Annotated in this window: 18 protein-coding genes; 10 read left to right on the top strand and 8 right to left on the bottom strand. The window is 46.8% G+C overall.

What is annotated here, in order from left to right; genetic code table 11:
• Positions 1–66 precede the first annotated feature (66 nt).
• The 4 genes from ON006_RS12040 to ON006_RS12055 all read left to right on the top strand — a co-directional run bounded on the left by ON006_RS12040 (position 67) and on the right by ON006_RS12055 (position 6,734).
• Positions 67–699, top strand: a complete 633-nt coding sequence (locus ON006_RS12040; protein WP_244820034.1) for a TetR/AcrR family transcriptional regulator — start codon at positions 67–69, stop codon at positions 697–699.
• A 94-nt stretch (positions 700–793) separates the two neighbouring features.
• Positions 794–1,975, top strand: a complete 1,182-nt coding sequence (locus ON006_RS12045; protein ID WP_244820035.1) for an efflux RND transporter periplasmic adaptor subunit — start codon at positions 794–796, stop codon at positions 1,973–1,975.
• A gap of 125 nt (positions 1,976–2,100) precedes the next feature.
• Positions 2,101–5,256 carry an efflux RND transporter permease subunit gene (locus ON006_RS12050; protein ID WP_244820036.1) on the top strand — a complete coding sequence of 1,052 codons (3,156 nt, stop codon included), beginning with the start codon at positions 2,101–2,103 and terminating at the stop codon, positions 5,254–5,256.
• Positions 5,257–5,312: 56 nt separating this feature from the next.
• Complete coding sequence (locus ON006_RS12055) at positions 5,313–6,734, top strand: efflux transporter outer membrane subunit (RefSeq protein WP_244820037.1); 1,422 nt, start codon at positions 5,313–5,315, stop codon at positions 6,732–6,734.
• A gap of 131 nt (positions 6,735–6,865) precedes the next feature.
• On the opposite strand, the gene ON006_RS12060 is transcribed toward ON006_RS12055, so the two are convergent.
• From ON006_RS12060 to ON006_RS12080, 5 genes are all read right to left on the bottom strand, one after another.
• Positions 6,866–7,444 (bottom strand): GNAT family N-acetyltransferase, encoded by a 579-nt coding sequence (locus tag ON006_RS12060; RefSeq protein WP_244820038.1) that lies wholly within the window; start codon positions 7,442–7,444, stop codon positions 6,866–6,868.
• Between the two features lie 105 nt (positions 7,445–7,549).
• Positions 7,550–8,980, bottom strand: coding sequence for an AcvB/VirJ family lysyl-phosphatidylglycerol hydrolase (locus ON006_RS12065; RefSeq protein ID WP_244820039.1), 1,431 nt, complete (start codon positions 8,978–8,980; stop codon positions 7,550–7,552).
• A 24-nt stretch (positions 8,981–9,004) separates the two neighbouring features.
• Entirely contained in the window at positions 9,005–11,350 is a 2,346-nt protein-coding gene (locus ON006_RS12070; protein ID WP_244820040.1) for a phosphatidylglycerol lysyltransferase domain-containing protein, read from the bottom strand.
• A gap of 8 nt (positions 11,351–11,358) precedes the next feature.
• Positions 11,359–13,548 carry a hybrid sensor histidine kinase/response regulator gene (locus tag ON006_RS12075; protein WP_244820041.1) on the bottom strand — a complete coding sequence of 730 codons (2,190 nt, stop codon included), beginning with the start codon at positions 13,546–13,548 and terminating at the stop codon, positions 11,359–11,361.
• 131 nt (positions 13,549–13,679) lie between these two features.
• Positions 13,680–14,375 carry a LytR/AlgR family response regulator transcription factor gene (locus ON006_RS12080; protein ID WP_244820042.1) on the bottom strand — a complete coding sequence of 232 codons (696 nt, stop codon included), beginning with the start codon at positions 14,373–14,375 and terminating at the stop codon, positions 13,680–13,682.
• 183 nt (positions 14,376–14,558) lie between these two features.
• Here ON006_RS12080 and ON006_RS12085 point away from each other — a divergent pair, with 183 nt between their 5' ends.
• The 6 genes from ON006_RS12085 (at position 14,559) to ON006_RS12110 (ending at position 19,739) form a co-directional block, all read left to right on the top strand.
• Positions 14,559–15,107 carry a hypothetical protein gene (locus ON006_RS12085; protein WP_244820043.1) on the top strand — a complete coding sequence of 183 codons (549 nt, stop codon included), beginning with the start codon at positions 14,559–14,561 and terminating at the stop codon, positions 15,105–15,107.
• A gap of 213 nt (positions 15,108–15,320) precedes the next feature.
• Positions 15,321–15,725 carry a VOC family protein gene (locus ON006_RS12090; RefSeq protein ID WP_244820044.1) on the top strand — a complete coding sequence of 135 codons (405 nt, stop codon included), beginning with the start codon at positions 15,321–15,323 and terminating at the stop codon, positions 15,723–15,725.
• Positions 15,726–15,805: 80 nt separating this feature from the next.
• Complete coding sequence (locus ON006_RS12095) at positions 15,806–16,237, top strand: hypothetical protein (protein WP_244820045.1); 432 nt, start codon at positions 15,806–15,808, stop codon at positions 16,235–16,237.
• Positions 16,238–16,322: 85 nt separating this feature from the next.
• Positions 16,323–17,798 carry a sigma-54-dependent transcriptional regulator gene (locus ON006_RS12100; RefSeq protein ID WP_244820046.1) on the top strand — a complete coding sequence of 492 codons (1,476 nt, stop codon included), beginning with the start codon at positions 16,323–16,325 and terminating at the stop codon, positions 17,796–17,798.
• Positions 17,799–17,938: 140 nt separating this feature from the next.
• Positions 17,939–18,658 carry an NRDE family protein gene (locus ON006_RS12105; RefSeq protein WP_244820047.1) on the top strand — a complete coding sequence of 240 codons (720 nt, stop codon included), beginning with the start codon at positions 17,939–17,941 and terminating at the stop codon, positions 18,656–18,658.
• A complete protein-coding gene (locus ON006_RS12110; RefSeq protein WP_244820048.1) occupies positions 18,645–19,739 on the top strand; it encodes an ATP-grasp domain-containing protein in 1,095 nt (364 codons plus the stop codon). The genes ON006_RS12105 and ON006_RS12110 overlap by 14 nt, the downstream gene beginning before the upstream one ends.
• Here ON006_RS12110 and ON006_RS12115 read toward each other — a convergent pair.
• From ON006_RS12115 to ON006_RS12125, 3 genes are read right to left on the bottom strand one after another with little or no spacing between them, the layout of a single operon-like run.
• Positions 19,736–20,065: a type II toxin-antitoxin system PemK/MazF family toxin gene (locus tag ON006_RS12115; RefSeq protein ID WP_244820049.1), complete on the bottom strand. Its 330-nt coding sequence runs from the start codon at positions 20,063–20,065 to the stop codon at positions 19,736–19,738. The two genes, ON006_RS12110 and ON006_RS12115, sit on opposite strands and share 4 nt — an antisense overlap.
• Positions 20,059–20,307 (bottom strand): AbrB/MazE/SpoVT family DNA-binding domain-containing protein, encoded by a 249-nt coding sequence (locus ON006_RS12120; RefSeq protein WP_244820050.1) that lies wholly within the window; start codon positions 20,305–20,307, stop codon positions 20,059–20,061. Before ON006_RS12120 ends, ON006_RS12115 begins: the two co-directional genes overlap by 7 nt.
• Positions 20,308–20,354: 47 nt before the next feature.
• Positions 20,355–24,215 (bottom strand): hybrid sensor histidine kinase/response regulator, encoded by a 3,861-nt coding sequence (locus ON006_RS12125; RefSeq protein ID WP_244820051.1) that lies wholly within the window; start codon positions 24,213–24,215, stop codon positions 20,355–20,357.
• Positions 24,216–24,478 lie beyond the last annotated feature (263 nt).

Below are 24,478 nucleotides of genomic sequence, written 5' to 3' on the forward strand. Positions count from 1 at the left end.
GAAAGACGACATCCGCTGAAATATCACCGGACAATTTCTTGACAAAACAAAAATACACCCGTACCTTTGCTAACACCGTTAGGTAAACTTGGATTTGATATGGGCATTCTGGAACGAAGAATCAGGCAGAAAGAAAATATGCGGACTAACATTCTGTCAGTTGCATTGCAGCTGGTGAAGGATGAAGGCTGGCAATCCCTGTCGATCCGCAAAATAGCGGATGCTATTGAGTACAGCGTTCCGGTTATTTATGATCATTTTGAAAATAAAGAAGCCATTCTTTTTGAACTTTCTTTGGACGGTTTCAGGTTACTCGAAAGAACGCTGGAAAAAAACAAGAAAAAATACCCTGACCCAGCGGAGCGATTAAAGGCCCATGCGGAGGCGTATTGGAATTTTGCCTTCAAAAATCCCGAATATTACCAGCTCATGTATGGCCTCGGAATGCCTTGTTCAGGAGCCGGAAAGATCAAACCGGAATTCAACTGTTTCCGTGATTTTATCGGAGAAGCTATTGAAGGAATAGTTAAAAATAAAAAATCGACCGACGATGAAACCTGCTTTAAGATTTACGCGTTCTGGTCGGTACTGCACGGTTTGATTTCCATCGTAATGATGCGCTGCTCCGATATTGATGACTCCACTATGAACAAAAAGGTAATGGATGATACCGTAGAGGCATTCATCAAAAATTTATAATTTTTTTAAATATAAGCTAACACTGTTAGTAATAATAACCACGCTATCTACTCTTAATTATCTATTTATCACCGCAAAAGGACCTTCAACATCCATGAAAAACACTCATTTAACCTCAGTCCAAAGGCTTCTTGTATTTCTTTTACTTGCCTCAGTGCCCGCTGTCATTTACAGCTGCGGCTCATCCACTGCCAATGCGCCTGCTGCCGAAATGCCAGCACAATCTTTACCCGTCCTGACCGTGAGCGATCACCAGGTAACGGCTCACAGAGAGTTCACCGCCTCCATTGAAGGCAGCCGCGATATCGAAATCCGGCCGCAGGTAGACGGTTACCTGGACAGGATTTCCGTAGACGAGGGCGCTTACGTACATAAGGGACAGGTTTTGTTCCATATCGACGCGCGTCCCTATCTTGAACAACTCAATAACGCTACGGCCGTCCTACAGTCAGCGAAAGCTGCATTGGAAAGTGCTTCTATCAATATCGATAAGCTTACGCCGCTGGTAGCCAACAATGTAGTTTCAGATGTGCAGCTGAAATCTGCAAAAGCCGCTCAAGATGCTGCCAAGGCCAATGTATCCCAGGCACAAGCCGCTGTGGATGCTGCCAAGATCAACATGGGCTATACTTCCATTAAAGCCCCTGCGGATGGTTACATTGGTACTATCCCTTTCAAAAGCGGCAGCTTGGTTGGAAAAGGCACGATGGAAGCACTGACAGTTCTTTCCGAAACGAAAGAGATCCACGTCTATTTCTCGATGAGCGAGCTGGATTTTCTGCAATTTAAAGATCAGTTCCCCGGCAACACGGTTGAGCAAAAGATCAAACAGATTCCTCCTGTCGAGCTTCTGTTGGCTGATAACAGCATTTACCCGCAAAAAGGTAAAGTTGAAATTGTAGAAGGCCAGTTTGACAAAACCATGGGCGCCATCAACTTCCGCGCGACATTCCCGAATTTGAACGGACTGTTGCGTTCAGGCAACACCGGTAAGATCAGGATACCTCGTGAGCTGGTGAAATCGGTGCTCATTCCGCAGGAATCTACTTTCGAATTGCAGGACAAAGTGTTCGTTTACACGCTTCTGGATAGCAACAAGGTAGAGGGCCGCCCGGTAACGGTGTCCGACAGAAGTGGCCGCTACTACCTGATTTCCAAAGGATTGAAGCCCGGCGAAAAGATCGTGTACAATGGCCTGGACAGGCTGAGAGACGGCATGGCCATCGCTCCGCAGAAGATGTCAATGGATAGCCTGCTGTTGGCGAACCCCATCTGACAAGGAACGCAACTATTTGATTAGGATTAAGCAACATAGCATTGAAAAATGCTATGGCTTGTTATCCGTTTTCACAATAAAACTCAACACCAATGCCCTGCCAGCCGGGGCAAAACGCAACTTTTATGTTTCAAAAATTTATAGAAAGGCCTGTCCTTTCGACGGTTATCTCCATACTGATATTACTGCTGGGAGGTATCGCGCTGACAACTTTGCCGATTACAAAATTCCCCGACATCGCGCCTCCTACCGTGCAGGTAACGGCCGTATATCCGGGTGCTAATGCCGAGGTAGTGGCCCGTGCGGTCGCGACGCCGATCGAAGAAGCTGTGAATGGGGTGGAAAACATGACTTACATGACTTCCTCGTCCAATAATGACGGTACAATGGCCCTGAATGTTTATTTCAAACAAGGTACCGATCCTGATATTGCAGCTGTAAACGTTCAAAACCGCGTTTCAAAGGCAGTAAGCCAGATCCCGCAGGAAGTAGTACAAGCTGGGATCTCAACACAAAAACAACAGAACAGTATCATTATGTTCGTGGCATTGTCGAGCGAAGACAGCACTTATGATGAGACCTTCTTATTAAACTATATCAAGATCAACCTCGTACCGCAGTTACAGCGTATACCCGGGGTCGGACAGGCGCAACCTTTCGGAACGCGCGATTATTCGATGCGTATCTGGCTCAAACCGGACCGTTTGGCAGCCTACGGATTATCACCTCAGGAAGTTACAGACGCGATTCGTGAGCAAAGCCTTGAAGCCGCACCCGGCCGTCTGGGAGAGAGCAGCAAAGAGGTTTTCGAATATGTGTTGAAATACAAAGGCAAGCTGACCCAGAATAAAGAATATGAAGATATCATTATTAAAGCCAACAGCGACGGTTCGGTAATCCGCCTGAAAGACCTGGCGCGGGTGGAGTTCGGATCCTACACTTACTCTTCCAATGGTAAACTGAATGGCCATCCATCATCCGGTGTGGCCGTTTTCCAGACTGCCGGAACCAATGCGAACGACATTCTGATCCAGGCTGAGGCTTTGCTCGACGATTTTTCCAAATCATTGCCAAAAGGTGTGAAAACGACCATTATGTACAACTCCAAAGACTTTTTGGATGAGTCCATCGGTCAGGTTCGTACTACATTGATCGAAGCGTTTATATTGGTGTTCATTGTCGTGTTCATCTTCTTGCAGGATTTCCGATCTACGCTTATTCCTGCGATTGCAGTGCCTGTGGCCATTATCGGTACGTTTTTCTTCATGCAGTTGTTTGGTTTTACCATCAACTTCCTGACCCTTTTTGCATTGGTACTAGCCATCGGGATTGTCGTCGATGATGCCATTGTCGTCGTCGAGGCGGTGCACTCCAAAATGGAGCTCACACACCTGGCAGCGCGGCCTGCTACCACGGAATCTATGAATGAAATTTCCGGCGCAATTATCTCCATTACGCTGGTAATGGCGGCGGTATTCGTACCGGTCGGGTTTATGCAAGGCCCTGCGGGGGTATTTTACCGGCAGTTCGCATTCACACTCGCCATCGCGATCCTGATCTCAGCATTGAACGCCTTGACGCTCAGTCCCGCATTGTGTGCATTGTTCCTAAAAAACCCGCACGCGGATGAAAATGGTCAACATCAACGCAAAGGGTTCGGAGCAAGGTTCTTTGCCGCGTTCAATACAGGCTTTCAAACGATGACTGATAAGTACATTAAAAGCCTGCAATTCTTGATCCGTGCCAAATGGGTAACCATTGTCGGCCTGGTAATCATCACTGGCTCAACTCTTTGGCTTACTCAAAAAACACCTACCGGCTTTATTCCAACCGAAGACCAGGGCTTTCTCCTGTATGCGCTCAACACGCCTCCGGGCAGCTCGCTCGACCGTACGAGTAAGGCGATGGCGCAGGTGGACAGCATTGTAAAAAGCTCTCCCATCGCCGACCAGCGCTATGTGGTGGAAGGGATGAACATTATTTCCAATTCTAATGCGTCGCCGTATGGTGTAGGTTTTATCAGAATGAAACCCAAGGCAGAACGTGGCGATGTGAAGGATTTTGACCAGATCGTGGGCATGATGTCCCAAAAAGTACGGGCGGTGAATGATGCGAATGCATTCTTTTTCACATTCCCGACGGTGGATGGTTTTGGTAATGTCAGTGGCTTTGAATTTATGTTGCAAGACCGCGGTAATGGTTCTCTCGAAAAACTGAGCGCGACTACCAACCAGTTTTTGGGTGCGCTGATGCAGAAAAAAGAGATCGCGTATGCATTTACCACCTTTGCCACCGCGAATCCGCAGTACCTGATTGAAATCGACAATGCGAAAGCGAAGCAGCTGAATGTGCCTGTAAATGACTTGCTGCAAACGTTGCAGATTTACTATGGTAGCAGTTTTGTTTCCGATTTTAACCGGTTTGGTAAATATTACCGCGTAATGGCCCAGGCTGACGCTTCCTACCGTGCAGATCCGGCGTCGCTGAACAATATATATGTTAAAAACAAAGAGGGCGAAATGGTGCCGGCCAACTTGCTGGTAACACTGAAACGCGTGTTTGGGCCTGAAACCGTTACGAGAAACAACTTGTACAATGCCGTGGCGATCAACGGAACGCCAAAACCTGGTTACAGTACGGGAGACGCGATCCGCGCCGTGAAAGAAACTGCTGCAGAGGTACTTCCCAATAACTACCGTACCGAATGGACCGGTATGACGCGGGAGGAGATCAATGCAGGTTCACAGATCCTGTTGATTTTTGTACTGAGCCTTGTATTCGTGTATTTCCTGCTGGCGGCGCAGTATGAGAGTTACATCCTGCCTTTCGCGGTGATCTTCACCATCCCACTGGGTGTTTTTGGGGTGATGCTGTTTATCAATCTCTCGGGCATTGAAAACAACATTTACGTTCAGGTTGGTCTTATCATGTTGATCGGTCTGTTGGCCAAAAACGCGATCCTGATCATTGAATACGCCGTGCAACGTCGCCGTGCGGGAATGAGCATTGTGGATTCAGCCCTGGAAGCTTCGCGGCTTCGTTTGAGACCAATCCTGATGACCTCATTTGCATTTATCGTAGGCTTGATACCCTTGATGCGCGCCACGGGCGGTTCAGCATTGGGTAACCGCTCCATCGGTACAGGTGCTGTCGGCGGTATGTTGACGGGTGTGATCTTCGGGATTTTCGTGATCCCTGTGCTCTACGTTATTTTTCAATATTTACAAGAAAAAGTCGGCGGAAAGCCTAAGGAACTGGCTAATGAAGCGGTGGCAAAATAAAAACCGGCACCTCATCCAAGTTAAAACGACGACTCAAAAATTCTAGAAACATATTCATGAAAAACAAAATAGATCTTCAACATTTCCTGGGTTTTCTGCTGTTGACAATGGTTATTTCATCTTGCAAAGTAACCAAAGACTACCAGCGACCGGAACTCAGCCTGCCGACGCAGTACCGCAATGCTACCTTCGCCGATACGGCGACGGTGGCTGACATTGAGTGGAAAAATTTCTTCCCGGACACGACGCTGCAAAGGTTGATCGAAACCGGGATGACTTACAACTACGACCTGCAACTGGCTTTAAAACGCATTGACATTGCCCAGCAACAAGTAAAGCAGGCGAGATTTTTACAATTTCCGAGACTGGACTTGCAGATAGCCGGAACTTATAACCGCCCGTCCAGCAACAGTTTGAATGGTATCAGCGCCAGTAATTTCTTGGGTTCCAAACACATTGAAAACTACATTGCCGGTGTAAACCTAAGTTGGGAAGCAGATATTTGGGGTAAGATCCGCAGGCAGCAGCAGGCAACACTGGGCCAGTACCTGCAAACCTATGAAGCGAGTAAAGCCGTGAAAACGAAACTGGTAGCCGATATCGCGAAAGGTTTTTTTAACCTGCTGATGCTGGATAAGCAGCTTGAAATAGCGAAAAGCAATCTCGAATTGAGCAATAACACATTGAAGCTTACGCGGTTACTGAAAGATGCCGGCGAAGCAACCTCGCTATCCATTCAGCAGTCCGAGGCGCAACGTGAATCCATTGCATTACTAATCCCGCAGTTGGAACAAGACATTATCATTCAGGAAAATGCATTGCAGATACTCACCGGCCAGATGCCCAATAGTATCGCACGAAAAGTCAGTTTGTCTGATTTTGAATCGGACGACAGCCTTGCAACCGGCGTACCGGCTGCGCTGGTAAGCCGCCGCCCTGATGTCCGCGAGGCAGAAATGTCGGTGCTGATCGCGAACGCCGCGCTGGGTGTGGCTCATGCGAGCATGTACCCGTCCCTGGTCATTTCCGCGAGCGGTGGTATCGAATCCTTCAAATCGAGCAATTGGTTCAACATTCCGGGTTCTTTGTTCGGAATCGCGGCAGGAACAATTGCGCGCCCGATTTTTGCAAGAAGACAATTGAAAACCAACTACGAGGTTGCCAAAATCCAGCGTGAGCAATCGGTAATCCAGTTCCGCCAGTCGGTACTGAATGCGATTGGCGAAGTTTCCAATTCATTGGTTCAAACGCAGAAACTGAAAGAGCAGGAAGTGATCGCAAATAACCAGGTAAATATCCTGCAACAGGCCATTACCAATGCGCAGCTGCTTTACAAAAGTGACATGGCCAATTACCTGGAAGTGATCACAGCCCAGGGCAATGCATTACAAGCCGAACTGAACCTCGCTTTCATCCGTAGCCAGTCACTGGTAGCAAGGGTGGATTTGTACAGGAGTTTGGGGGGTGGTTGGAAGTGAAATTAATGTCAGGAATTGTCAGATGTTGTCAGGGATAGTCAGACATTGTCATGAATTGTCGAACATTGTCAAGGATAGTCAGGAATTGTCAGAGATTGACAATTCCTGACCTTCATGACAATTCCTGACTTTCATGACAATCCCTGACCCTCTTTTTTGTACTGCATATACCTCGACCTTACCATCATATACTGGCAGGTGTCTCTCAGAACTCCTTTTTGCACGAAATGGTGGCGGATTACTTTTTCAAGGATGAAGCCTGATTTTTCCAATACCCGTTGCGAAGCGAGATTTTTGCTGTCGCAGGTACCGCGGATCACGACCAGGTTATGTTCTTCAAAGCCGTAGTTCAGAAGCGCCTTGGCAACCTCGGTCGCATACCCATTATTCCAGAACAATGGATTGATGATGTACCCCATAATCGCGGCGCAACCATCCAGGCTGCTGATATCCAGTTCGCATCCTCCGATCTGACGGCCATCCTCTTTTCGCTCAATTCCCAATTCAAAAGTGACACGCGGCTGTTCATTTCTTGAATTTTGTGCATCCCTCAGAAACCCCTCTGTGTCGTGGTAGGCGTTTGGCCCCCAGGTTTCATATCGCACTACCGAAGGCTGGCTAGCATACTCATGTATCGACGACAAATCCCCCGCCTGGTACTCTCTGATCAATAATCTTGGCGTTTCGATCTTTACTTCCACAGAAATCATGAAAATAGCTTAAAATGACACTCAAAATTAAGCAACAAAACATGATCAAAAAGGGTGCTTAAAAGACATTATCAGGGTCTTTTAAGCCAAAATTCATATCAAAACCTACCGGTGGTTTACTGTAATATTATCCAAAAGGTCTTTGGCCAAAACCGTATAGTTGTTGTTATAATGATGACCACCAGGTAGCGTGACCACTTTGATACCGTCTTTTTGCAGTTTCTTCCGCGCAGCGCTGTCCTCATCCCCCCCGAAAATACAAACTGGCCTCACGGTTTTTACCTTGTTCATTTCGGCTACCACATCATAATCACCCTGATCACCGCTTAAATGCAACATATCGAGAATGTGAATTTCAAAGTCAGCCCACTCGTCGGGTGAAAAGCAGCATAGGCCGTCCATTCTCAGCTTCAAATCGGCAGGTAAACGATTGGCTACAAACGGAATCACGGAAGCCCCGAAGGAATAACCAGCCAACACGAAGGTTGTCTTATGCCATTTCTGCATATAAATAGCCAGTGCGCGACTCACATCAGCAGCAGTTCGCTCCGGTGTTTTTTTGTTCCAAAAGTATTTCTGAACGTCTAAACCAACCACGGGCATGCCTTCCTTCACCATTGATTCGGAAACCGACTGGTCAAAACTCGTCCAGCCGCCATCACCGGAAATAAAGAATACAAGCGGCAGATCATTCTTTGCAGGCGATGGAAGCAATGTCAACGGTAAATTTGTTTTGGCAAGATCGGCCTTTGTACTTTTCTGCTGAGCTCCTTTGACCGGATTGAAAGAAGGAGCAGATAATATTTTGGAGTAAGCTGCTTTAAACTGTGGCAGCCAGTTCGCATTGACCGAAAAACCGTGTCCTACCTTGTTCAAACCAACAAGTTGTGCATTGGGCAAACCTTTCAAAAAGGCACTGGTGGCTGCGTATGGGCATGTTTGATCATTGATACCATTCAAAACAACGAAAGGTGCTGTCAGTCCCGGCGTACGATCAAGATAGTAGGAATGATTTGCTTTAATGGCGTGAACGAGCAGGGCGGTACCTTTGCAAAGTGGCTTATTAATGTCGATATCCGGGCAAAATCCAAGGGCAATGGCGCCCTTGAAAGTATTGGCAGGAGCCTGTGCCAGAACTCCGTAAACCAGGGAGGCACCGTAAGAGTAGCCAACCAATATAGGCTTCAAATAAGCTGAAAACGCATATTTTCGCTGTATCATCAAACTCAGCTGTTCAAAATCCGCAGCCGGATAAACACATTCACCAGGTTGTTTTGCGAGTTCTTTTTTATAGTGTTTGGCATCGATACCCAGTACCAGCGCTCCCTGACTTACCATGTTTTTTGCCATGTCATGCACGCCCAGGTTCCATCCGCCGTCACCCGACACAAACAATGCAACAGATGTTGGTTTTCCCGCAGGATGATACAACATGATTTTTCCAAATGCGCCATAATTGACCGAATCAATAGTGCCAGCCTGCGCTATTTGAATGATCCATAACATTACTACCAAACACAAAGCTGTTTTTTTCATAACCAACCAATTTTGAGGAGGATATTAAGGTTTGATCACATTCGTCAATTCGCCAGGCACTTTGAAAAGATCATAGTCCTGATCGTAAACAAGATACCTGTTGTGCCAGACCGGCGAAAATTTTTCCTTGAAAGCCCTAAGTCCTTGATAATGTGAAAACGCCCTGATCTTTTCGTAAGCAAATTTCATAGAATGCTCTGGGAAATTTCTCGGATCGGCGATACCTGACAATGGTGCAAATCCTAAATTAACGGTGCTGTAACCTTCCTTTTTCAAAAAATGAAACATTTCAACTGTGATGAAATCGATGGTACCATTCGGAGCGTCTTTCGTTTTTCGGATCAGGTCGTAGGTACCTTCACCTTTGGCAAAATCCGGAATGATGTTCAGGAATGCGACGACATCGTCATCGGGACTTTCTACGGTAATAATGGTCTGCTGTTTTAGTTCATCCCACAGGAACATTCCCTGCGAAAAAACGATTTCCGACCTTTTGGTATCGGCCAGCCATTCGTCCGAAACCGCTTTGAGTTTACCCAGCAGTTCGTCGCTCACCGGTGCTGTGTATATTCTGCTGTGATAACCCTTATCCGTCACTTTTTTCAAAGCGTTCCGAATGGATTTCCTGGCACCGCCGTCGAGACTGAATGTGGTCAAATCCATAATGCCTTCCTGACCCAGAAACAGCTTTTTCTTGCCGGGAAACGCGTCCAGGTGATCTTCGGGAACCCTGAAATAAATGCTCCTCAATCCATTTTTAAAACAGTATTTGTCAAAGGATTCGGCGCAGGATTTCAGCGAAACGCTATCGGTGACCGGGGAGCCTAGCGCGACAGCAAAGTCTCCCGAGACACGGAAGGCCACAAAACCATTAGCATTTGGCGCTCGGAAAATCATTTTATCGGGGTATGCTTTGAAATAATCTATACCCGAATTACCATATTTACTGATCTGTATTTTGGCCCATTCGAGATCCTCTTTCGTGCCCATCATTTTCTTCAATCCACGTTTCCGGCCATTTCTGATATAATATTCTTTTCTTGAAACAAAAAGAATGACAGCCACCAGCAATGCAAAAGACGATTCTTCATAGTCGATGGCTTTGGTAAGATGACCAACAATGGACAGCAGGCACAACACCAATGCAAAATACCAGGCCACCCGCAGCCCTTTGAGCATAAATGCGGCGGTTACCAAAAGAAACAATCCGGTGACGAGCACGAAAATATTAGAGGCCGTAATGACGCCGGTGGGCAGAAATTCTTTCAAAAAATGAAGCCGCTCCCCTATCGCCGGCGTTACTACTGACACAATGTTGACCACTCCAAGCAATAAAAGGAGCAGCGCAGGAAAAACCCGCATTAACAGCTTGTTGACTTTGAGTAAAAAACTCATTGCACCGGCAAAAAGTGGCAGCCAGAATTCCAGAAAACGATAGAAAAAAGTAATGGAAATTGCCGCGGCATCATTATATCCGAAACGCATCAAAATAAACGTCATCGACACTTCAATGGCCCCGATACCGCGCAGAAATGGCGAAATGATCAGAAAAATGATCGCGACAATGTAACTGACAATGGCCGCTGCCAGTGACGGTTCCAGATGCAGGGCGATCATGGCAATGTACAAATGCGCAATGCCCACAAGCTCAATAAATACACTATACATCACCGTCAGTGCAAAATCTGTCCGGTCTATCCTGTTAGTGCTCAGGTCGTCCAGATACACCTCAGCTGACGGCCGGTACTGAATGATCTTTTGGTAAAAATATCCTTTTGAAACGACCGATCGATAGCACAAATAACCCGCAGCAATGATACCGGCAACACCCGCCAGCGCAAGCCATTCTCCCGACCCTACCCCACCATTGACCAAGGCAAAAAGGAACGCAGGAATAGCGACCAACACCGCCGAAAGAATGCCGACAAAGGCGTAAATGGAAGAAGCAAGGTGAATCTGCGTTTTGCTGATGCCCTTTGCCTCAATGTTTCCGGTGAAGAAAACGAGTGAAGAAATGCCCCCGGCAGGCAGGAAAACGCTGATAAAATTCCTTTTCAGAAAAAGCGTAACCGCGTCGCCAATGGAAATCCTGTTGCCAACAGCCGCGAAAGAAGCGACATACATCAGCCCCTGCAACGCGATATAAATAGCCGTGAGCAGCACACCGGTCGCTAGCCACTGCCAGCTGGAAGTGACCAGGATCTGCCTTACCTGATTCAGCTCAGTTTGCTCATGCCTGACAAACCAGATGCCCACCGCAATAAAAAATACCGCGAAAACAGTCTGCCAAATCAGTTTTCTATTCCCGCGAACGTAGGCTCCGCCCATTTGCCTGAACGAGGCTAGCGATCTTTTAATAAAATACATCATAGTGAAAGTCAATCTTGAATGTGATCAAAAAACGCCTGCGTTTCTTCGAGCGCCTCCCGGCAAACGGTGGTAACGCGGTTGATCATTTCCTGCTGTCGCTCCCGGTCAGCATCCTCGTATACGAGCGTGTCCAGGTCCTTACGCAGGACTGGGTCCAGGCCCATGACGGACACTGTCGACTTTAAATTGTGGGCAATGCGTTTTAGCAGTACTGTATTTTGCTCATCAAATGCCTTTTGAAGCGATGCCAGTTCGTCGGGGACAAGATCCAGAAACTGGCCCGCCGCCATTCGCTCATAATCCTGATCACCATGGCTGATCTCCCGCACATATTTAAGATCAATCACCTTATAGTCATCTGGTTCCGCTTCCAGAACCTGCGTTTTCAAAGACACTTTCCTTCCTGTAAATGTCTCGAAAACATTTTGCAGGTCACTTTCCATGACTGGCTTTGCGAGGTGTTCATTCATTCCGGAACTGATACATTTCTCCCGCTGCCCCGCCATTGCGTGGGCCGTCATGGCAATGATGGGCACATTCAGTTTCAATGTATTTCTGATTTCCCGGGTAGCCTGGTAACCGTCCATTTCCGGCATTTGAATGTCCATAAATACCAGGTCGAAATTTTCATGCTGCAAAATTTCGACGGCCTCTTTTCCATTGCCAGCTAATTTACTTTCAACTTCCAGTTCGTTCATCAATCGTGACATCAGGCCCTGGTTGATCACATTATCCTCTACGATCAGTACCCGCAGCCGCGATTTAAAATCTGACACTTCACCTGCGGTATCCGGCCGGGCGGGATCATTTTGGTTTTCGGAAATGCGGTAGGGAATGCTGACCGTTACCGTGGTCCCCGCATCATATTTACTTTTGATCGCAATGCTGCCATGCTGCAGATGAACGAGGTCGCGGGCAATGGATAGTCCCAACCCAGTACCGCCGAATTTACGCGTGGTAGAATCCTCGGCTTGCCGAAATCTTTCAAATATCGTTTCAAGCTTTTCTTCGTCGATGCCAATGCCCGTATCCGTTACCTGAAAACTGACTTTGATATGGTTCGTATCCAGCTGCTGGCCGGTAATACCCAGTACGATTTCGCCGGTGTCGGTAAATTTAACAGCATTACCGATCAGATTGACCAGTATTTGCGTAAGCCGGGCCGCGTCACCGTCCAGGATATCGGGAATGTTGGCGGCCAATGTAGTGGTCAGCAACAATCCTTTTTCTTCAACTTTTTGATCGAACATAGCAGTAATGGAATGCACCAATTCGCTCAAACTGAATGGTGCATCCTCGATCCTGATCATACCTGACTCGATTTTGGAAAGGTCCAGAATATCATTCACCACTGAAAGCAATGTTTCTCCTGACTGCCTGATGGTTTTAATCTGAAAACCAGTATCGGCGTCGAGCTGCTTTTTTTGCAGGAGTTGGGTGTATCCGAGGATCGCATTCAGCGGTGTCCGAATCTCGTGGCTCATATTAGCCAGGAAATTCTCCTTCACTAGTGCAGCCGCTTTCAGTCGCTTTTCGCTCTCATTCAGCTTATCGATCAGGCTCGTTTGCTTTTTCATTCTATTAATGATCAACACGAAAATACCGGCCATTAAAAGGATCACGAGTCCGGCGAGGAACTGGTTCCAGCGCTGCACTTTCTGCCCGTTGCTATCCACAGACCTGATTTTCTGGGCTAGCACGACTTTGCCGGACGTATCTATTTTTTCAACCAACGCACTGATCGAATCTCCGAGCTTCCCTGCGCTAACGTCGGCCATTAATCGTTGCGTAGTGGCCCGGTCGGCATGATAAAAACTGTTTATCAGTCTGTTATTGAACACAATGCGTTGGTTAACCAGCCGGTTTAGCCTTCTTACATCCGCTAAATTGACGGTGTCGCTGTATTTTTCCAGCAGGTTTTCGTCTTTTCTGATCTCGGCGATGCGCGGGCCAAAACGGGTAATCAACGTAGAATCTCCGGTAATGACGGCAAGTTTGATCCGGTTTTCAATAAACAAAAGGTCACTCTCCAACTCGGCCAGGCTGCTGCTCATTTTGTATTGCTTTACCAGCTCCTCGTTACCATTGATCAGGTTTTCGACATTGACATTGGTGGTATACTGAATGCCAATAAGCGCAAAAATACCGGTCACAAACCCTGCAATGCTATAAAAATAAAGGCGTGCTCTTGTTTTCATACTGACTCTTGAAAACGTATTAATAATGCTTGATTCTGATGTTAAATGTAGGCCCGGTTGTGTCGGGATACAATGCTGATAAGGCAGAAAGGCCTTTTATATCGGTGTAAAAGGAATAAGTATCGACGGTATCAGAGAATGTTGAGCCGCTTGTTCAGCGCGGCACGATAGGCATCGGCTACGGGAACAGTTTTACGGTTAATGATCAGTGTTCCCCCTTCTATGGTATCAATTTTACCCACCTGAATGATAAATGACCGGTGCACACGCAAAAATCTGGCAACTGGCAGCTTGCTTTCCACTTGCCGCAACGACGAATGGATGGAATAAGAATGATCCGCCGTATAGATCCTCACATAATCGCCCATCGCTTCGGCAAACAGGATATCATCGATCTTAATGCGACGGACCACATTGGAATCGCGTATAAAAACGAAACTTTCGTCATCCAATTTAACCTCCTGCGTTTTGCTTTTGTAAATGTCCTTCGCCTTTTCGATCGCCTGCAAAAAACGTACCGGCGTCACGGGTTTAGTCATGTAGTCGGCCACATTCAGTTCAAATGCCTCGATCGCATAGTCGCGGTGCCCGGTCACGAAAATAATGATCGGGTTTTTGGTACCCAGGCTCTTGGCCAGTTCAATTCCTGTCATTCCATCCATTTCAATGTCCAGCAACAACAGATCGACCGGCTCAGCCATGATTTTTTGATAGGCTTCCACCGCATTTTCGCATTCACCCAACAGTACCAAATCCTTATCCTGCCGGACGAGCTGTTTCATAGCGCCACGCGCCACCACATTATCATCGATGATCAGACAATTCATAACCAATGGTACACAAAATCCGGGTTGAACAAATAACTCTTAATGTAAGGAAAACAAATTAGAAAGACACTTTTCCTTCGTTTGCCGATGGCTTTTGCCTTTCTGACTATTTGCTATTTCGGGACTTAGCGGCGCCAATTAGCTTTGACCCATTCTTTTATTTATCACTCAAAAATGATCCCAATGAAAAATCTAATCGCATCCGCCCTTGTAGCCATTTTCGCTATCGCTACCGTACAAGTTCAGGCACAAAACGTCGCCAGCAATACTAAAAAAGAAATTAAAGCCGAGAAAAGAGAAGCACGCCACAATGCACCCAAAAACGTAAGTGTCAAGTCAAAAAACAGCTTTCTGAGCGATTTTGGTAATGTTGGTAACGTAACATGGGTTGCCACTCCGCAATTTGATGAGGCTACCTTTACCAAAGATGGCACCACATTAATAGCATATTATGACTATCAATCCCAACTGGTAGGAACGACTTCGAACAAAAAAATCGCCGACCTGCCTGCCAAAGCGCTGAAAGAAATTCAAAAACAGTACAAAGATTATGTCATCGGAGCGGTCGTTGAGTTTAAGGATAATGAAAAAAATGACACTAACATGATGCTGTACGGCACCCAGTTCGATGATGAGGACCATTATTTTGTGACCATCTCAAAAGGTAAACATGAAGACGTATTAAAAATCAGTTTAGACGGAAACGTATCGTTTTTCAGAACGCTTTCCTAAACCCCGCGCATCTTTGCGCCGGAGCGGTCGAGGTCATTACTGACTTGGGCCGCTCCATTTTTTTGTATTAAAAAGACCCTTTTCAGTTCTCAGGAACAAGCCCTATAAACTGCGAAGAAGCTGAAAAGAAGATTCAAATGCAGATTTGCTAATGTCCAAAAATTGACAGAAATTTCTCGAAAGCTTATACATAAAGAAACCAGCACATTTGATATGAAAAAAGTTACAGGTCTTGGCGGTGTATTTTTCAAATGCGATAATCCGCAGAGTATGAATGAATGGTATGCTAAAAACCTGGGATTACCCACCAGTCAGTACGGAACAACTTTTGAATGGCGGCAGGACGATGACCCGTCGAAAAAAGGATCCACTACCTGGTGTACCTTTCCCCAGCATGCCGAATCCTTCAAACCGTCGACCAAACCATTTATGATTAATTACCGGGTAGAAAATCTGGTAGAAATGGTGGATGAACTAAGAAAAGATAACGTGACCATTATTGACGAAATCGCTGAATATGAATATGGCAAATTCGTCCATATACTCGATCCGGAAGGAAACATTATTGAGCTTTGGGAACCGGCGGATGAAGCCGACGAAGGCAGCGCAGCCGAATAAGCCATTGTTCACATATCAAATCTGGTCGGGCGTTACAACCATTTCTACGGCTAACGCATCATTTCAAAAACGACCGGATTATGAGACAGATATTATGTGTACTTGTTATTGCAATGATGTTGGCTGCGTGCAAAAAGGACCGCAATGATGATCCGCTGCCCGAAATCGCCAGTATCGCTGGTAAGTGGCGAATGACGGAAGTGGAGAAAACGGAGAATGGCAAAACATCCTGGTATCCAGTTGTGTACTATGACTCGCCGGTTTACATCACCTTCCGTTTTGACGGCGTGATTCTGGACAACAACGGGCTACCCTACTGCTGCGGTCCCGATTCTTTGAAAATCAATGGTGTGCCGTTCGAGATCGTCCCTAAGGCTGACTTGCCCGCTAACCCCAGCTGCGCATTTGTCGATTGTGCGACCTGTCCTACCTGGGAAATCACGCAAAGCGGCGACGAAATGATCGTCGGAGCATGTACTACATTCCCAAAATACAAATACGTCAGGGAGTAGGCTATTGTTAGCTCCGCTTGCATGCGGGCCGCGGATTTACGATATTTCGGAACACACGGATATCTCACAGTAAAAACCTCGCGCCATGCCTGCTGACAACCAGATCCTTAACACCATTCTGATCGTAGACGACACGCCTAACAACATCAGCATCCTGTTTGATGTGCTGACCAGGGCGGGTTACAAGGTACTGGTCGCCACCGACGGAAAAAGTGCATTGGAGCAGGCAAGTTACGCTTTGCCCGACCTTATTCTACTCGATGTGATGATGCCTGGGATGAGCGGCTTTGAAACTTGCCGTTTGTTGAAACATAATGCTTCCACACAATCTATCCCGGTCATTTTCATGACCGCGCTGACTGAGACGATCAATAAGGTGAATGGCTTTAATATGGGTGCGGTGGATTACATTACCAAACCATTCGAAATCCACGAAGTGCAATCGCGCATCGCTACGCACCTCGCACTTGGCAACCTGAGACAGAAACTGGAACAACTGGTAACCGACCGCACGGCCGACCTCAACAAGGCGCTGGCAGAAGTGGAGCGGCTGAAAGACCAGCTACAGGCCGAAAACGTATACCTGAAAGAGGAGATCAACAAATCCAAAAATCCGGACGATATCATCAGCCAGAGTAAACCCTTTGAAAAAGTACTTAATAAAATCAGGCAGGTAGCACCTACCAACAGCACCGTGCTGATCACAGGCGAATCGGGTACCGGGAAAGAACTTCTTGCGCGCGCAGTGCACAACCTGAGCAACCGCAAAGGCCGTCCGCTTATCAAACTGAATTGCGCGGCATTACCTGCCAGCCTGATCGAAAGCGAATTATTTGGGCACGAAAAAGGAGCGTTCACCGGCGCCACCAATCAAAAAAACGGACGTTTCGAACTGGCGGACGGTGGTACATTGTTTCTGGATGAGATCGGGGAAATGCCACTGGATTTGCAAGCCAAACTGCTCAGGGTGTTGCAGGAAGGCGAGTTTGAACGTGTAGGCAGTACCAAAACATTAAAGGTAAACGTCCGGATCATCGCTGCTACCAACCGCGATCTGGAAAAAGAAATCGCAGAGAACCGTTTCCGTGAAGACCTTTACTACCGGCTGAATGTGTTCCCGGTTTTCAGTCTCCCGCTACGTGAGCGCAAAGAAGATATACCATTGCTTGTCAAACATTTTTGCCAGAAACACGGTGCCGATCAGGGCAAGGTGATCGATCAGGTACCTCAGAAAGTAATCGATACCCTCCAAGAATATCATTGGCCGGGGAACATTCGTGAACTTGAAAATGTAGTCGAAAGGTCCATCATTATGTCTCCCGGCAGGACATTGCTGCTGGAAGACTGGTCGCCGAGGAAGTCACCGGCTCCTGTTTCAAAAGGAACCTTAATGACAATGGAAGAATGTGAGCGCGAACACATTATGTTTGTTTTGAACAAAACCAACTGGAAAGTTAGCGGCAAAAACGGCGCTGCCCAGATTCTCAACATGGTACCCACTACCCTGGATTCCAGAATGCGCAAGCTAGGCATCAGAAGACCGGAGCATTTCACACTTTAAAGAGAACTTTACGAAATATCGGAACTTCATACCCGATAGAAATGTGTCGGACAATATCATATTTCATTGACTAATAGCACATTATCTCAATATTCAGTTTTGGAACAACATTTGATACACTTTAAAAAAAGGTAATCAATATGTGTACAGTAAGCTATCTACCGGGCCAAAACGGTTTTATTCTCACTTCCAGCCGGGACGAGAAACTCACGCGTCCGGTCGCCAAACTATCTGAGCCAATCCTCATTCACGGACAGGAAGTGACATTTCCGAGCGATCCGCAGGGCAACGGAACATGGATCGCGAGCTCAAATGCGCGCACAGTGTGCCTGCTCAATGGCGCTTTCACCGCACATACACCTGCGCCACCCTACCGGCACAGCCGGGGACTGGTGGTCCTTAATGCCTTTGACTATTTTACGGTACAAAGCTTTATCGCGAATTACGATTTTGGTGGTCTCGAACCATTTACATTGCTATTGGTAGAAAAAGAAACCCTGGTAGTGCTGCGCTGGAATGGACGGCAGCTGTTTGTGGTTGAAAAAGACCCGGCAGTACCTCATATCTGGTCATCGGCGACACTTTATGAACCGGAAATGATCGTAAAACGAGAAAAGTGGTTCAGCGAGTGGCTTGATTCTTTAAAGGAAATTTCACTGGATGGCATTCGGGAATTTCACAAAAGAGCAGGAGAAGACGATCCCGAAAACGCGATACGGATGCGGCGCGGTGATGTATTCGCGACCGTCAGCCTGACCAGCGTCATACGTTCCGGCACTCAGATGGAAATGATTTACGAAGATCTCATTCACTCCGAAACAATTCACAAAACATTGTCACGCCACTATGTATCCAACTAGCCCAGCCGAAACCGAAGCGTTCAAAATCCGCGATACCGACAAGCCTTTTACATTCAAGCCAATAAAAAGTGCCCGGCTGATCCGGCTGAAAAGCTGGGAGTACTGGCCGTTTTCAGTGGTTTACATCCCTGTTTTTATGTACTGGTTATGGCTCTCCATCAAGGCCAAGTCATTCTTCTTTTTCTCCGCTTCCAATCCGTCCATTGAGTCTGGCGGATTATTGGGCGAATCAAAAATAGGTATCCTGGACCTGATCGACGATGCTTTCAAACCTGTAACGCTCTTCGTCAAACGCCACGAGCATGCCGACACATTAGCTGCGAGCGTCTTAAACGCTGGCCTGGACTTCCCGGTTATTGCCAAACCCGACGCAGGAGAACGTGGCTGGGGCGTAGAAAAGATAAAAAATGAGTCCGCCTTGCTCGCATATCTTCGAAAAAGTCCTGTTGATTTTCTGGTCCAGGAATACGTAGACTATCCGTTGGAATTCGGCGTGTTTTACTATCGCATGCCTGACCAGCAAAAGGGAACAATCTCGTCCATTGTTCAAAAGGAGTTTCTGAGTGTGACGGGAAACGGCCATAGCAGCCTTGGAGAGCTTATTTTGACCAATGACCGTGCAATACTTCAATGGGAATCGCTTAAAATCAAGTACGCCGATTCGCTTCACAAAGTTTTACCCTTTGGAAAAAAAATGACGCTCGTGGCAATCGGTAATCATTGCCTCGGAACAAAGTTTCTCAATGCGAACCACCTGATCACGCCGGAGCTGACAGCCATTTTTGATCGTATCAGCCTGGGTATTGAAGGATTTTACTATGGTCGCTATGATCTGAGATGCACCAATCTGGACGATTTTTATCAGGGCAAAAACATTAAGATCATGGAGTTGAACGGTGCCGGGGCCGAGCCAGCCCACATATACGATCCTTCATTTTCGATCTGGGAAGGATGGAAAGTACTGCTGCACCATTGGCACATACTCTACAAAATCAGCACAAGGAATCACCAAAACGGTGTGCCTTATATGCGTTTCCAGGAAGCCAGAGGTATTTGGAAGCGGATTAAAATGCAATCTTAATCGACCAGCATTTTTCGCATTACTTCTTTCAATGCAGCGATTTCTCTTTTCGACAACGCACTTATCTTCGATCCGATCCGAACCTTATCTACGACTTTAATCTGATCGGTGGCCATAGCACCTTTACGATCTGCGATCAGACAATCCACTCGCCAGGGATATGTTTTGATTGTGGATGTGATCGGCACAATGATTACTGTGCGCAAAAATTGATTTAACTCATTAGGGCTTACAACAACACAGGGACGTTTTTTAGCAATTTCGCTACCCAATGTCGGATCGAGGGATATCCAATAAACTTCGTATTGCAGAATCTCTTTTACCATGTCCACTCTTCTTTTTCGAAATCATTTGGCAAATCGTCCAGCAGCAATTGATCGTCCTTTTCTGCCTGCATTTGCTGTGCTGCCTCCGCCCAGCCTAAGCGAGGTTCCGGCCGAATTATTATTGCTCCATTATCGACTTCGACCTGGACAGTGGATTTGAAAGACAAATTCAACTGTCGCAAAATACTAGCCGGAAGAATTATCCCTTGGCTGTTACCAATACTAATGATATTTGCTTTCATGATGTTATAACTCCATTTTGACCTATTAACAAATGTAGCAATAAATGTTATAACACCAGCTCAGTCAAATACTCCTTAATCTTCCTCGTATTAAATTCTCCGGCCCATTTGCGTAATTGCTTGACGAAGGAACTGGTCTCGGGATAAGTAGCTTCGATTTTATCAAGGCAATCCAGAATGCCCTGAATATCCCCTGCCAGTGCGTTTTGCATTAAAATTTCTAACTCCGGACCGGGTGGGAGCTGCTCAATGTGGTCAGCATTGGTTTCTGGGTCAGGTAATGGCAATAATGATGTCTGCTGTTGGTTGGCATATGTCCATTCCAGGTCGAGCAACCGGCCTACTGAGCGCAATAATGTGGCTACATCTATTGGTTTTGGTACAAAATCATTAAATCCTTCGTGGAGACTTCGCCTTTGATTAGGTTCAAAAACGTTCGCCGAGAACGCTATCATTTTCGTATTCACTAGTACTACATTCCGCTTCATTTCTGCCACAGCCTCAAAGCCATTCAAATGTGGCATAACCAAATCCATAATGACAAGATCCGGGACGGAAGTGGCTGCCAGATCAACAGCCTCCCGACCGTCGGCCGCTTCCAGCACCAGGAAACCCAGCGATGCCAGCAACTCATGCACCACCATACGGTTTTCGGCGTGGTCGTCGACAATCAAAACCGTTTTCCTTGGCCCTGCGTATCCCATAATATCTCGTTCCGACAGTGCGGCGCCCGATTCTGCCGCCACCTGGCTAAGTACCAGGCTCAATGTAAAAACGCTTCCCTTCCCTACTTCACTTTTCACATCCAGTGTTCCATTCATCAGTTTTACCAGATTATTGGCGATGGCCAGCCCCAGGCCGGTACCTTCTGAAAACAGCCGCCGGTCTCTTACCTGATGAAAAGGAAGGAATATTTCGTTCAGGTACTCTTTCGAAATGCCTATCCCGGTATCCTGGACTTCAAACTTCATTTTGAAAAAATTACCGGTCAGTTTTTCACCGCTAACCCGGAACGTTACCCCTCCTTTTTCCGTGAACTTGACGGCATTGCCAATTAAATTATTCAGGATCTGAGTGATCCGCTTTTCATCACCAGTCACCACAACCGGGACCGGCTTGTATATAATCATTTCAAAAGACAGCCCTTTTTCCTCAGCTCTGGACTGAAAAAGGCTGGTAGTATCGTTTAGTAAGGACGAAAGGTTGAATGCGTTATTCTGGATTTCCAGTCGCTGCGCCTCTATTTTCGAAATATCCAGTACTTCGTTGATCAGGTTCAGCAAATGCTCCCCGCTCTTTCGTATAATGTTCAGTCCCCGATCCTGACTGGCCGTCAATGCAGGTTCTCTTTGAAGTACCTGTGCAAAACCAAGTATTCCGTTCAAAGGAGTTCGCAATTCATGGCTCATATTGGCCAGAAATTCACTTTTCGCATGGTTAGCCTTCTCTGCGGTGTCTTTTGCCAATTGCAACCGGGCAGCCTGTTCCACCAGTTCTTCTTTTTGCATAACCACCTCTGCCGTACGACTATCGACAATGCTTTCGAGCTTGGCTTTTTCATTGCTCAGTCGGCGTGTGTAGAACCAAATCAGCAGACAAACCAGTACAACCGAGGCTATTACATAAAATAGATAGGCCCAAACTGTTCGAAACCACGGATCAAGAATATCAAATGCGAAGCTGCTTTCCTGGCTCAGTTCGCGGTAAGGATTTCTGGCCATTACATGAAAAACATAATGCCCGGGAGGCAAATTGGTATAATCTTTCCAGCTTTCCTTGGACCAGCGCGACCATTCAAGGTCGGTCGGCATGACACCGTCCCCGATGAGTTTGTACCGAAATTCGTTACCCGTCTCACCCACATAGCTCGTCGCTGCAAACCGAAATGAAAGGTCGCGCAAATTATAAGGTAATGGTGTTTTGAGAACGCTCGCCTGATTGATATTTTGACCCGAAATATTTAACAATGAGTCATTTAGCAGAAGTCTTACCTCCCGGATCAGGACAGGATATGAGGGGTGCATCGCCATCTGAATCCCATCATAACGGTACAAGCCTTCATCATTGCCGACCCACACTATGCCTGTTTTTTCAGGATAAATGCAATAGCCTTTCTGCTGGATAGGCATCAGGCTCAGGCTATCCCATTCGGTATGGCCGTCGGGCATTTGCCGGAGGATGCCCAGCGGATTTGCAAACCACCAGTTACGGGCGCTATCCTCTACAAAATACGGTGCGCTATTGACCGAGTCCCTGAGTAAATTCTGAAACCGGGGAATTTCTACAAATTTCTTTTGCGTACTGTTAAACTCGTAAACATGGTTTTTAGAGGTAAATTTTGGAGTGCCGGAAGTCGGAAAAACATAGTTCCAGGAAAAATCATTGAGCCCTGCGCCTATGCGTGCGTGGGCGAAGTCTGCTTTTCCGCCATTTTTTAAATCGAGTTTAAAAAAACCGTTTTTGTTCGTACCAACCCAAATTGTACCATCCACATCCTCGGCCAGCGAGCGGCAATCGGCGTTTAGCCCTTTGACCTTCCCTATTTCCTGCCATTGATTGTTTTCTTGTTGATATATAAAGACACCATTTGAAAGGGCAGCGAATAATAGATCGCGGTGCGATTTCGGCCTTAGTAACGCATAAACAGACTCTCCGTCGGTGGACAACGTTTGCACCACATTGTTGTTCCTGATCCTGAAAATATTTTCCGATGTGCCCGCATACAAATCCGCACCGTCCGACAGCAATGTTCTCGTAGCCGATTGCACGGCGGTAACCGGTTCAAATGTCCATGACCGGGGATTCCATCGTGAAAGACCTATGCCGGTGCCGACGTAAAGCCTGCCTTCATGACGGGTAATACTCCACACGGTGGAATTGATATTCTGGCTTCGTTCAAACCTGCTGACGGGCAGATTGTACCCGATCTGGCAAATTCCGCTGCCAGTCATCGCCCAGAGGGAAAGCTGCTTGTCCAGGTAAAGCGAGGCAATACTGTTCTGGTTAAAGCCGGTGGATGCATCGAGCTGCATTTGTTCGGCACCCTGCTCATTCAGTATCCGTATGCCACCCCTCTGACTTGCAATAAAGAAAAGGTACGAACCCGACTCTTTGTTGAATGAACATATCGCACCATTGATACCGGAATCTTTCAACCATACGTCGGAACTGGTTTTCAATGGCAGCAATTTTGAAAAAGTCGCGTTTGGCGAGTAAATAAACAGCCCGTTTTTCTGGGTTACGGCCAGCAGGCGGTTATCGGAGTATTCGAGCAACGATTGTATTTGAAGACCCATAAACTGCTCCCCGTTCGGTACTGGCTTGAATTCGTTCGATACCAGTTGCATCAACCGGCCTGCACCATCCTGGACAAATAAACTGCTTCGAATATAATGTGCCGTCAGAAAGCGGTCTGTGGCTGTCCAGACTTTGAAATCATTCTTGCCTCGGTACCGGTAGATCTTTTTCGCAGTATGAAAATAAACGCCTGTTGAATCACAAAACAATCGATTGACGGGTAAAATAGTCCGCTCAACAGCAGGCAATAATTTGCTCAATGATATGTACTGCAATTGTCCGCCGGGCTTGGGCGACAAATAACCAAAATCCGTGGAGCTGCCAACATACACAACTCCATCGTTGCTCACGCCCAACGCCTTCACCGAGGTACCCGGGACTTCTATCAGCTTCCAGGTGCTGCCGTCGTATTGCAGCACGCCACTCTGGTTGCCAATGTAGAGTATACCTCTTTTGTCCTGTACGATCGTCCAGTTTTCCGGGTGTGCCTGGTACGATTTCGGACTAAAATGCTGGATCAGCGGAGTTCCTACGCCCTGGCCGGATATGCTTGCATTAAGGCTCACAATGAGACCAGTCAATACCAGGAAAAACTTTGTAAACCTTCTCATAACCGGTAATGTGCTGGTCGGTTGCTCCTAATAACTACACGTGACATGTTCAATATCCGTTCCTGACATTGGCTTCTGCCATAGGTTTACAAATATCGCTGAATATAGCCTGCTGTGATATTTTTTTAATACTCCTGACCATTAAATACATATCGCGGCTTATCAGGCTTATCCCGACACATCGGAAAGGTTACGAAATATCGAAAATCGAAGTATTTGGCAGGCATATTAAAAAGTCTCCGATTATGCTTTGGTGAGCGTAA

Origin of the sequence: Dyadobacter pollutisoli (genome assembly GCF_026625565.1) — a bacterium.
GTDB classification, from domain to species: Bacteria; Bacteroidota; Bacteroidia; order Cytophagales; family Spirosomataceae; genus Dyadobacter; species Dyadobacter pollutisoli.